The sequence below is a fragment of the Soehngenia sp. genome (genome assembly GCF_055108775.1).
Map to the genome: position 1 here is coordinate 14,274 of NZ_JBSQIL010000008.1, position 12,064 is coordinate 26,337.

Sequence of the window (12,064 nt, forward strand, 5' to 3'; positions counted from 1 at the left end):
CTTTTTCGGCTGCCACCGTTATTTGGCTAAGATATGAAAGTATCTAAAGAGATGGGATTTCCCAAACAGAGTGGAACCGCGAAGTAGACCTTTGCCTCTGTATATTTAATATACAGTCGCATAGGTTTTTTTATTTGAAGAAATATTAATAAAACAGGAGGCATTATTATGGTATATGAAAATATCTTAGAATTAATTGGAAACACTCCAATTGTTAAAACGAAAAAAGTAAATGAAAATCAAGCTGATATTTATGTTAAAATTGAAAGCTTCAATCCTGGAGGAAGCGTTAAGGATAGACCAGCATTATATATGATTAACGATGCATTAAAAACAGGAAAGCTGAAAAAAAATCAACCAATAATCGAAGCTACTAGTGGTAATATGGGAATTGCTTTAGCTATGATAGGAACAGTTTTAGGAAATCATGTAATTTTAGTTATGCCTGAGACAATGAGCATAGAAAGAAGAAAAATCCTAAAAGCATATGGTGCAGAGTTGATTTTGACCGAGGGAGCAAAAGGCATGAAAGGAGCAGTAGATAAAGTACAGGAATTATTGAAAGACAATGACTATTTTTGGCCAAGACAATTTGAAAACAATGCAAATGTGCTAGCACATTATGAAACTACTGCAAAAGAAATATTGAGGGATTTTGGAGGAAAGATAGATGCATTTGTTGCTGGAGTAGGCACTGGTGGAACAGTGTCAGGAGTGGGAAAAGCACTTAAAGAATTAGACAGAGATATTAAAATAGTTGCAGTTCAGCCTGAAAAATCCAAAGTTCTATCAGGAGAAAATCCATCATCACATGGGATACAAGGGATAGGAGCGAATTTTATTCCAGCAATTTACAACAACGATGTAGTTGACGAAATTATAAGCGTTAAGGATGAAGATGCTTTTGAATGGGCTAGATATTTAGCTAAAGAAGAAGGACTGTTAGTTGGTATTAGTTCTGGGGCAAATTACTTTGGAAGTCTTGAAGTAGCAAAAAAATTAGGTACAGGGAGAAAAGTTATTACCGTTTTGCCAGATACAGGAGAGAGATATCTTACTACTGCATTATTTAATTTGGAGTGATAAAAATGATTAAGACTTTAATAGAAGAAGGTAAAAATGTTTTACAAAAAGATCCTGCAACAAACAGTTTGTTTGAAGCAATCTTTTTTTCGCCAGGAGTTAGAGCCATAGCTGCCCATAAAATATCTCATTCATTGTATAAAAAAGGTCATTTTACTTTAGCAAGATGGATATCTTACAGGGCTAGAAAAAAAACAGGTATAGAAATCCATCCTGGTGCAAAAATAGGAAAAAGAGTTTTTATAGACCATGGAATGGGAGTAGTTATTGGTGAAACAGCAGAGGTTGGAAATGATGTTACTATTTATCACGGAGTTACCTTAGGTGGAGTAGGAACACAAAAAGGAGTAAAAAGACATCCAACTATTGGAAACAATGTAATGATTGGCGCAGGTTCTAAAATTCTAGGTCCAATTTATATTGGAAACAATTCAAAAATTGGAGCAAATGCTGTAGTCCTAAAAGATGTACCTGAGAATGCAACTGCAGTGGGTGTACCGGCAAAAATTATAAAAAAAGATAGTCATGATTATATTTATGCAATATAAAGGCAGAATTTGACTGCCTTTATTTTTTTACGCAAATTTTTGAATTATTATTAAAATAAAGTATAATATAAATGAGCGATAATTAATGGAGGAATAAAATATGAAATGTGAATATGATTTGATGAAACCATCTTGGTGCCCAGGATGTGGGAATTTTATGATTAGAGATGCTTTAAAAATTGCTTTAGAAGAACTATCGATACCTCCTTCTCAAGCAGTTTTAGTATCAGGAATAGGACAAGCTGCTAAGATGCCACATTATATAGGTATAAATGGCTTTAATGGATTACACGGTAGAGCATTACCACCGGCAATAGGAATTAAGATGGCAAATAAAGACTTAACTGTTATAGTAGAATCTGGAGATGGAGATACTTATGGAGAAGGCGGAAATCATTTTATTCACGCAATTAGAAGAAATATAAACATTGCTCATTTTGTTCATAATAATCAAATCTATGGACTAACCAAAGGGCAAGCTTCTCCTACAACTGCATTAGGGCAAAAAACGACTCTGCAGTATGATGGAGTTAAACTTAACCCTATTAATCCAGTAGCATTAAGTTTAACTATGGGAGCAGGCTTTGTAGCTAGAGGTTTTTCTGGAGATATAAAACATTTATCTTCAATAATGAAAGAAGCTATATTATATAAAGGATATGCACATATAGATATATTGCAACCATGTGTAGTATGGAATAAAGTCAACACATATAAATGGTACAAGGACAGGGTCTATAAACTAGACGAAAGCCATGATTTTACTAATTTTGATATGGCTTATAAGAAAGCATTAGAATTTGGGGATAAAATACCTATAGGCATTTTATACAAAGTGGAAAAAGAAACATATGAACAAAAGTTTTCATTCATTGAAAGTGGAGAGCCTCTTGTTAATGCCAAATTAGATCCTAACAATGCTAAACATCTGCTAAAAGAATTTTATTAGGAGGAGAATATGGACTATTCGATTTTGATAGGCGGTGCTGCGGGCCAAGGCATTGAAACTGTAGCAGAGTTAGTGGAAAAGATGATAAAGAGAACTGGTTATCATATATTTACTTACAAAGACTATATGTCTATGGTTAGAGGAGGACATAATTTTGTACAAATACGGTTTTCTGACAATGAATTATACACTTATGATAACAAGGTAGATATTATTTTTGCGATGACACAAGAAACAATTGATAAGCATAGTGCTAAACTTAAATCTGGTGGGCTTATAATTGGAGATGAAAGTTTTGTTGAGGAAAACTATTTAAAATTACCATTAAATAAAATCGCAAGAGATATAGGAAACAATAAAGTAATTGGGACAATTGGAGTAGGGTATATAGCTAAGCTATTTGGGGTTCCAAAGGATATTGCTAAAAATTCAGTTGAAGAAATATTTAAGAATAAAGATGTAGATTCAAATATTAAAGCATTTGAGGCTGGATACGAAATTGGGATACAAAAATATAAATTAGACAGATTTGAAGATGATAAAATATTAATAAACGGAAATCAAGCTTTAGCTTTAGGGGCTATAGCTGCAGGATTAAAATTTTATTGTGGATACCCTATGACGCCATCTACTAGTGTGATGAGCTATATTTCTAAGCATGCAGATGAAATGGAAATAGTTGTAGATCAAGTTGAGGATGAAGTCGCAGCTTTGAATATGGCCCTAGGGGCTTCATTTGGAGGAGTTAGGGCAATGACTGGTTCTTCTGGTGGAGGATTTGCCCTAATGATAGAAGCTTTGAGTTTAGCTGGAATAATGGAAATACCAATAGTTCTGTTCAACGCACAAAGACCTGGACCTGCAACTGGATTATCTACAAGAAGTGAGCAAGCTGATTTGAGATTTGTAATACATGCAGGGCATGGTGAATTTCCGAGAATGGTAATTGCATTAAGAACACCTGAGGATGCTTTCTATCAGACTGCCAGAGCATTCAATATAGCTGAAAAATATCAAATACCAGTAATACTATTGACGGATGAGTATTTGGCTGACTATGATATTACAATAAGACCTTTTGACTTCAATAAAATCAAAATAGAAAGATATATTTCTAACGAAAATGATATTGAAGACGAAAGATATAAACGATACAAATATACAACAAGTGGAATTTCCCCTAGATTAATTCCGGGGATTGCTAAAGAAAAGTTAATTTTAGTTGATAGCCATGAACACAATGAATATGGGAACATAGATGAATCTATAGAAACAAGAGTTAATATGATGAAGAAAAGAATGAAAAAATTAGAGGCTTTAAAAGAAGAGCTAATAGAACCTGAATTTATAGGAAATGAGGACTATGACTATCTATTAGTGGGATTTGGGTCTACTTATGGAGCTCTGAAAGAAACTGTTTCAAGGTTAAATGATGAAAACATTAAATTTGCAGCTTTAGTTTATGGAGACATATTTCCATTTCCAGTTAAGAGTCTAAATTTTTATGCTAAGAAAGCAAAAAAAGTTATGGTGGTTGAACAAAATTATTCGTCTCAATTAAAGAGTTTAATTGATGAGTATACAGATATAAAAGTAGAAAATTCAATACTAAAATATGATGGAAGAGCTATGAATGCTAATTATATAATAACTGAAATCAACAAAATCATAAAAAATAAACACTAAAATAGAGGTGTTAAAATGGAAGAGAATAGATCAACACCTAGATATGAAAAAATAGCATTAGACATAGCTAATGCAATATATAAGGGACAATATGAAGAAGGCGATAAACTCTACGGGAGATCTACTTTAGCCGGCACTTACAATGTTTCACCAGAAACTATAAGGAGGGCTATAAAAATACTTGAAGATGTAGGGGTAGTTGAATCATCTAAGGGAAGTGGCATAACTATTATATCCAAAGAAAAAGCATTTAAATATATAAATAGATTTAAAAACATTGAGAGCGTGACTTCATATAGGATTAAATTACAAGAATTATTTGATAAAAAGAATGAAATAGAAGAAGAAATATTACAAATTGTTGATAGAATAATAGAAAGAAGTAGTGTTTTAAGCAACATAACAGCATTGACTCCTTTTGAACTAGAAATTACTGATAAATGTAATTTTATAGGCAAGACAATAGGAGAGATTAATTTTTGGCAAAATACAGGAGCTACGATAGTAGGTATAAGAAGGCGGAATGAAACATTATTATCACCAGGTCCTTACGCAACAATAGAGCGCGGAGACATTCTTTTAATAATCGGAGAAGATGGAATTGTAGAAAGTGTAAAAAGATTTCTTGAAGGAGATTGATTTTAAGAGATTTATGGGTATCAATAACCAAAGGAGGTATTGAAATGAAAAAGATATTAGTGCCTGTAGATGGGTCTGAGTATTCAAAAAAAGCTTTATTGAAAGCAAAAGAATTCGGTATGTATAATGAATCTCAAATAATTATTTTGTGCGTGGTAAACAGCTTAAAAGACAATCCTTATATAATCGATCAAGATTTTACTACAGAATTGAGTAAAAAGAATATAGAGATTGGTAAATCGATACTTAATGAAGCTCTTGAATTATTTGCTGACTATCCTTATAAAGCAGAGGCAAGATTAAAAAACTCTGAAGACATAGCAGAAGCTATAATTGAAACTGCAGAAGAAGAAAATGTAGATTTGATAGTTATGGGAAGAAGAGGAATGAACGAATCATCTAGATCTCTTTTGGGAAGTGTTTCTAATAAAGTATTAAATTATATAAACAAGTCAGTTTTAGTAGTAAAATAGGTAGCTTAAGCTACCTATTTTACTTTGTATAATTATCAAAATACCCTTGAATATAAACTAGAGGGGTACCTTTATCTCCACTTCCAGATGTCAAATCTGCTAATGAGCCAATCAAATCAGTTAGTCTTCTTGGAGTTGTTCCTTGGGAAATCATCTCTCCAACTAAGGAACCATCTTTATTAGCAATATAATCAGAAATTGCCTTTCTTAATTCATCACCAGATAAATCTTTGAACAAATCATCTGCTAAGTATTTTAGTTTAACTTCATTTGGAGTTCCCTCTAAGCCTTTGGTATAAGCTGGTGAAACAACAGGGTCAGCTAGCTCCCATATTTTCCCAACAGGATCTTTAAAAGCACCATCACCATAAATCATAACTTCGATGGTCTTTCCAGTTAAATTTTTAATTTCTTTTTGAATAGCTTCAACAATTGGTTGACCATCTCTTGGGAATAATTTAATTTTCTCTTCACTTGATTTATTGGAACCTAATAGCCCATATTGAGGATTATAACCACTACCATTAATAGGAGATGTTAATATTTCATCTAATCCATATATCTTGATTCCACCATATTTTTTTAGAAGACTTTTAGTGCGTTCTCGTGTATGGATATCGCAAGCTAATACATTCTTTGTATAATCCAAAATTGTAAGAGGATTATTTGAAAATATTATTTCATATTCTACATTGAATTCGTCTAATATTGATTTATAGTACTCTATATAATCTACACCGGTGAATTTATGCTTGTTGTAGCCAAAATATTCTCTAAATTGTTTTTCTGTTAAAACATCAGTCCAAGGATTAACTCCTTTTATATCTAAAACGTCCATATCGACTAGGTGATTACCAACTTCATCTGAAGGATAGCTTAACATAAGAGTTATTTTTTTTGCACCTTTAGCAATTCCTTTTAAAATAATCCCAAATCTATTTCTGCTCAATATTGGGAATATCAATCCAAAATGTTCACCTGAAAATTTATTCATGATATCTACTGATATATCATCAATAGTAGCATAATTACCTTGTGCACGAGCGACAACAGATTCTGTTATACACAAACAATCTCTATCATTAAGCTCAAAATTAACTTCTGAGGATGCTTTCAATAAAGTGTCAATAGAAATTTTAACAATGTTATCTCCTTCTCTTATTATGGGAGTGCGTAAACTTCTAACGGTTGTTCCAACAATTCTTTCCATGATAACCTCCTAAAATATTGGCTTAGTTTATGAATTAAGTATATAATATATTATGTCATTAGTAAAATAAATATATTTAATAACAAACATAAGGTGAGATTATATGGTAGAAAAATTAGATTTGTATAAAGTCTTTAATGAAGTTGCTATACAAAAAAGCATCACAAAAGCAGCAAAAAAGCTTTACGTTAGCCAACCAGCTATTTCTCAAGCTATATCTCAATTGGAAGATGAATTAGGAGTAACATTATTTATTAGAAATTCAAAAGGAGTAAATTTGACCACTGAAGGCAGAATATTGTTTAAACATGTAAATGCAGGGATAAATCAGATTTTAATGGGGGAAATAAAGATACTTGAATCAAAGAAAATGGACTTTGGTTCATTGATAATTGGAGTTGGGGATACAATATTAAGGTATATGCTGATAGACACTTTGCTTGAATACAAACAAAAATACCCTAAAATACAACTAAGGATTATAAACAGAACGTCAGATGAATTAGTTAAACTTGTTGAATCTGGGGAAATTGAATTGGCAATATGTAATTTACCAATTGATAATTCGAATTTAAAAACAAAAAAAATAAGAGAAATTCAAGATATTTTGGTAACTAGCCCTAAACATTTTAAGAATATAGACGATAATATATCTTTAAGAGATGTATTGGAGTATCCACTAATAATGTTAGATAAGAGATCAAATACTAGAAAATATGTAGAAAATTATTTGTTTTCAAAAGAAATAATTATTCGGCCTCAAATCGAATTGGGTTCTCATGATTTGGTATTAGAATTTGTAAAAAACGGATTTGGTTTTGCATTTGTGGTAAAAGAATTTTCAGATGAGTACATTGTTAGGGGAGAAATCATTCAAGTTAAAACAGAAATAGATATACCCAAAAGGAGTATTGGCATTTGTTATATAGATGAAAAAACATTATCACATGCAGCATATGAATTTTTAAATATTTTACAAATATAATCTAATAGACTGGGTATAAATCCACTATAAATATTTATGGAGGGCAATATGACTTTAAAAGATTACGATGATGAAAATAAAATAAGTTTGCTCAACGATAAAAATCCCAAAAAAGAAAGTTTAAAACTGACATTTATATATTTAATAATTGGGACCGTATGGATTTATTTCTCGGACAGAGTCGTGCTATTGTTTACAGATAATCCTAGAACTATATATTTGATTTCATTATATAAAGGATGGTTTTATATTTTTATAACTGCATTTATATTCTATTATGTCATAAAAAATCAGTTTGAAAAGTACATTATAGCTTTGAGAAACACCTTGAATGCATATGACGAAATTTCCAATCTAACTGTAAAACTTGATAAATTGAAAAAAGATTATAACATTTACGAGGACAAGTTAAAAGACATGCAACAATTTTTCGATTTATCTATAAAAGGATCAGAAAATGGGATATGGCGTTGGGATATAAGAGACAACAAATACTACACATCTATATTAACAAAACCTCAATTTGGATATTCAGAAGAGTATCAAAATCAAGTTAATACAATTGAAAAATGGAGAGAACATATTCACAAGGATGATTTAAAATATTCTATTGAACGCTTTGAAAAGGTATTGAATTCCGGTGATGAAATTTATGAAAATGCTTTACGAGTGAGAACTAGAAGCGGAAATTACAGATGGATAGTAACATCTGGGAAAATCTTGCGAGATGATTCAGGTAATCCTATAGCAATTGGTGGTTCACATTTAGATATAACAGAAAAATTAAAGTTAGAAGAAGAATATAGAAAGCAAGGAGATTACTTAAATATATTATTAAATGATATATCTTTAATAGTAATCAACTGTGATGTAGAAGGTAAAATTCAAAGCATTAATAAATTCGCACAGCAATTTCTTGGATATGATGAATTTGAACTAATTGGTAAAGATATTAGATATTTAATACCTGATGAAGAAAACAAAAGAGATGTTGAGCAATTTATCCCGCTTATCTTAGAAGGAGTAATGATAAAAGATACTGAGACGGAGTTATTAACTAAGGAAAATATTAAGAAAACAGTATTATGGAGTAATACTTATTCATATGATGACTATGGAAAAGTAAGTGAAATTATATTTATTGGAAGTGATATAACACAAAGGAAGGAAATGGAGAAACAATTATATAACTTAGCTTATTATGATCAGCTAACAGGTTTACCTAATGTATATAAACTTCAAGAAGATATTCATAAATTTATAGAAAAAGCGATAAATGATGATTTGGAAATTGTATTTGTATATTCTGACATAGATGATTTCAATATAATTAATGAGATTTATGGTCATAGTGAAGGAGATAAATTACTTGTTGATATTTCAAAAAAAATAACTTCTTTTTTTCCGTTTGAAAACTATGTTTATAGATTTGGTGGGGATGAATATGTAATTATATTGTTACTTAATAGCAAAGAACGAAAAAATAAATTAGATGATAAAATAAATGAAGTATTAAAATATTCAAATGAAGCTCATTCTATGTTACATAGAGAATATAATATAAGTTTTAGTGCTGGAGTAGCTTTTTATCCTATTCAAGGAAGGGATTATGAGGATCTGCTTAAGAAAGCTGATTTAGCTTTAAATCATGCAAAAAAATATGGGAAGGGAAGGACTGTTGTTTATTTTGATGAACTTGATAAAAAAATAAAGGAAACTGTGCAACTAAATGAAGATTTAAAATTAGCTATTGATCGAAATGAATTTTTCCTATTATATCAACCTCAGATAGATTTAAAAACAATGAAAATTTTCGGAGCAGAAGCTTTGATAAGGTGGAAAAGACCAAGATATGGGATAGAAAGCCCATTATATTTCATTCCACATGCTGAAAAAACCGGAGATATTATTAAAATAGACTGCTGGGTAATCGAAGAAGCTTTAAAAGAGATTAATCAACTCTCTTCAATTGGATTAAATGATATCAAAATATCGATTAACATATCAGGAAATTTAATAAGCAATTTAGAAGAACTTAAGCGTATTATTAGCTGTCTGTCTTCAAAATATGAATTTAAAAATACTTGTTTTGAGATAACAGAAACTAGCTTGATAGAAAACCTTGAAAGCAGTTACGAAGCAATTGAAACAATAAAGAATGTTGATGGGAAAGTTGCACTAGATGATTTTGGAGTTGGTTATTCTTCTTTGTCATATTTACAAGTCTTATCTATAGATTTACTAAAAATAGATAAATCATTTGTAGAATTGATTGATAAAAATATTGAAGATAGAAAAATCATGGAGATGATAGTGCGCTTGTCTCATGAATTAGGAATGGAAGTCTTAGCTGAAGGGATAGAGACCAAGGAACAGCTAGAACAAATTAAAGAGATAGGATGTGACTATGCTCAAGGTTATTATTTTTACAAGCCAATGCCTAAAGAAGAATTTGAAGAATTGATGCGAAAGCAATTAAACATTTATTAAATGCATTTAAAAGATAATCCTATTAAAAGGAGAAAAAAATGAATAATAAAGATGGAAGCATAAAATTAAAATTATTAATTAAAACTTCAGATAACACATTAATTTCAATAATTGAAGCTTTGTTTAGAGATAATAACATCCCTTACATTCTAAAGGAAAAAGGCTCAGGAGGCTATTTAAGAATTATTAGTGGCCATTCAATTTACGGCACTGAAGTTTATGTATCTGAAGAAGATTTTAACAAGGCTACAGATTTATTAGACCTTATATCGAGCGAAGATATTAAGGACTAGCTATTTTCTTTAGATACTTTACATTGTTAAATAAATTGGTTATAATCAATTTAATATTTTACTAAAATCCCTTTACTTTATATGGTAAAGGGACTTATAATATCATATAGGGTGATGAAATGGATAAAAAAACAGTTTTAAGCGGTATACAACCTTCAGGCTCTCTTACTTTAGGCAACTATATCGGAGCATTAAGGAATTTTTCTGACTTTCAAAATGAATATGAATGTTATTATTGCATAGTAGATTTACATGCTATTACAGTGCCTCAGGTACCTAAAGATTTGAGAAAAAATACTTTAGAAGTATTAGCTCTATATTTAGCATGTGGATTGAATCCCGATAAATCGACCATTTTTATACAATCACACGTACATGAACATGCTGAACTTGCCTGGGTGTTAAACACTATAACATATATGGGACAACTAAATAGAATGACTCAATATAAGGATAAATCAAGGAAATATAATGAAAGCATAAACGCAGGATTATTTACATATCCTGTTTTGATGGCTGCAGATATATTGCTTTATCAAGCTGATTTAGTTCCTGTAGGAGAAGATCAAAGACAACATTTAGAATTAGCTAGGGATTTAGCGATCAGATTCAACAATAAATACAGTGACACATTTAGTATACCTGAACCATTCATTAGAAGCACAGGTTCAAAGATAATGAGTTTACAGGATCCATCTATAAAGATGAGTAAATCTGATCCTGATAAAAATGCATATATTTTACTTTTAGATGATAAAGACACGATTTACAAGAAAATAAAGAGAGCAGTAACTGATTCTGAAAACCATATAGACTATAATGACAGGCAATTAGGATTAAAGAATCTAATAGACATTTTTTCTTCTTTAACAGATAAAAGGGCAGAAGAAATAGTTGAAATGTATCAAAACAAAGGATATGGAGAATTCAAAGATGATTTAGCTGAAATTATAATTGATTGTTTAGAGCCTATCCAAAGAAGATATAAAGAATTAATATCAGATAAAGAATATTTAGAAAAGATTTATTCCATAGGAGCAATTAAAGCAGAGAGAAAAGCTAATATTACCCTAAGGAAAGTATATAAAAAAGTTGGTTTTGTACCTAAACCTGACATGATTAAGTAATATTGTTAATTTTTAAATAAATTTGATAGGGGAGAAAAACATTGACATTACCTAATATCATAACATTCTTTAGATTGCTATTAGTACCAATTTATCTTTTAGTTTATTATTCTAATCTAAAAAATAGGATAGTAGTTGCTGGAATTATTTTCTTTTTAGCAGGCATATCAGATGTGTTAGACGGATATATTGCTAGGAAGTATAATAAATCAAGCAAATTAGGGACAGTCCTAGATCCTTTTGCTGACAAATTGATGGCATTTGCAGTTATGATTTCATTTTATTCAGATGGGTTAATGCCTTTATGGATATTGATACCTATATTCGTTAAAGAACTTGTTATGATATTAGGTGGTACAAAGTTATTGTTTAAACATGATAATTCTGTTATACCATCAAATAAGTTTGGTAAAATTGCTACTTTTCTTCTTTATTTATCAGTATTTTTAATAATAGTAAAAGTTCCACATTACATAATAATACTTTCATTAACACTTACTTTAGTTGCAAATCTATTAGCATTTTATAATTATTTAAAATTATATAAAATAGCAACGAAAAACGGTAATTGACAATTTCTA

General features: G+C 30.3%; 12 protein-coding genes and 1 other annotated feature (1 of these 13 running past the window's edge). Of the genes, 11 read left to right on the plus strand and 1 reads right to left on the minus strand.

Annotated elements, in window-relative coordinates:
• Positions 1–102, plus strand: a binding site (T-box leader); it begins 128 nt to the left of the window's first position.
• 66 nt (positions 103–168) lie between these two features.
• The 6 genes from cysK (at position 169) to ACTB1H_RS02185 (ending at position 5,378) form a co-directional block, all read left to right on the plus strand.
• Entirely contained in the window at positions 169–1,083 is a 915-nt protein-coding gene (cysK, locus tag ACTB1H_RS02160; RefSeq protein WP_463261198.1) for a cysteine synthase A, read from the plus strand.
• Positions 1,080–1,631: a serine O-acetyltransferase EpsC gene (gene epsC / locus ACTB1H_RS02165; protein WP_463261199.1), complete on the plus strand. Its 552-nt coding sequence runs from the start codon at positions 1,080–1,082 to the stop codon at positions 1,629–1,631. The genes cysK and epsC overlap by 4 nt, the downstream gene beginning before the upstream one ends.
• Positions 1,632–1,731: 100 nt before the next feature.
• Positions 1,732–2,580 (plus strand): 2-oxoacid:ferredoxin oxidoreductase subunit beta, encoded by an 849-nt coding sequence (locus ACTB1H_RS02170; RefSeq protein ID WP_463261200.1) that lies wholly within the window; start codon positions 1,732–1,734, stop codon positions 2,578–2,580.
• 9 nt (positions 2,581–2,589) lie between these two features.
• Complete coding sequence (locus tag ACTB1H_RS02175) at positions 2,590–4,266, plus strand: 2-oxoacid:acceptor oxidoreductase subunit alpha (RefSeq protein WP_463261201.1); 1,677 nt, start codon at positions 2,590–2,592, stop codon at positions 4,264–4,266.
• 15 nt (positions 4,267–4,281) lie between these two features.
• The gene (locus tag ACTB1H_RS02180; protein WP_463261203.1) at positions 4,282–4,905 is read left to right on the plus strand and encodes a TrkA C-terminal domain-containing protein; all 624 of its coding nucleotides are present in this window, start codon (positions 4,282–4,284) and stop codon (positions 4,903–4,905) included.
• A 44-nt stretch (positions 4,906–4,949) separates the two neighbouring features.
• Positions 4,950–5,378 carry a universal stress protein gene (locus ACTB1H_RS02185; RefSeq protein WP_463261204.1) on the plus strand — a complete coding sequence of 143 codons (429 nt, stop codon included), beginning with the start codon at positions 4,950–4,952 and terminating at the stop codon, positions 5,376–5,378.
• 19 nt (positions 5,379–5,397) lie between these two features.
• Here ACTB1H_RS02185 and ACTB1H_RS02190 read toward each other — a convergent pair whose 3' ends face one another.
• A complete protein-coding gene (locus tag ACTB1H_RS02190; protein ID WP_463261205.1) occupies positions 5,398–6,588 on the minus strand; it encodes a coenzyme F420-0:L-glutamate ligase in 1,191 nt (396 codons plus the stop codon).
• A gap of 103 nt (positions 6,589–6,691) precedes the next feature.
• Here ACTB1H_RS02190 and ACTB1H_RS02195 point away from each other — a divergent pair, with 103 nt between their 5' ends.
• The 5 genes from ACTB1H_RS02195 to ACTB1H_RS02215 all read left to right on the plus strand — a co-directional run bounded on the left by ACTB1H_RS02195 (position 6,692) and on the right by ACTB1H_RS02215 (position 12,055).
• Entirely contained in the window at positions 6,692–7,573 is an 882-nt protein-coding gene (locus tag ACTB1H_RS02195; RefSeq protein WP_463261206.1) for a LysR family transcriptional regulator, read from the plus strand.
• A 48-nt stretch (positions 7,574–7,621) separates the two neighbouring features.
• On the plus strand, positions 7,622–10,063 hold the full coding sequence (locus ACTB1H_RS02200; RefSeq protein ID WP_463261207.1) for a sensor domain-containing protein: 2,442 nt from the start codon (positions 7,622–7,624) through the stop codon (positions 10,061–10,063).
• Between the two features lie 38 nt (positions 10,064–10,101).
• Entirely contained in the window at positions 10,102–10,356 is a 255-nt protein-coding gene (locus ACTB1H_RS02205) for a putative signal transducing protein (RefSeq protein WP_463261208.1), read from the plus strand.
• A gap of 119 nt (positions 10,357–10,475) precedes the next feature.
• On the plus strand, positions 10,476–11,483 hold the full coding sequence (gene trpS / locus ACTB1H_RS02210) for a tryptophan--tRNA ligase (protein ID WP_463261209.1): 1,008 nt from the start codon (positions 10,476–10,478) through the stop codon (positions 11,481–11,483).
• A 41-nt stretch (positions 11,484–11,524) separates the two neighbouring features.
• Positions 11,525–12,055 carry a CDP-alcohol phosphatidyltransferase family protein gene (locus tag ACTB1H_RS02215; RefSeq protein WP_463261210.1) on the plus strand — a complete coding sequence of 177 codons (531 nt, stop codon included), beginning with the start codon at positions 11,525–11,527 and terminating at the stop codon, positions 12,053–12,055.
• Positions 12,056–12,064: the final 9 nt, after the last annotated feature.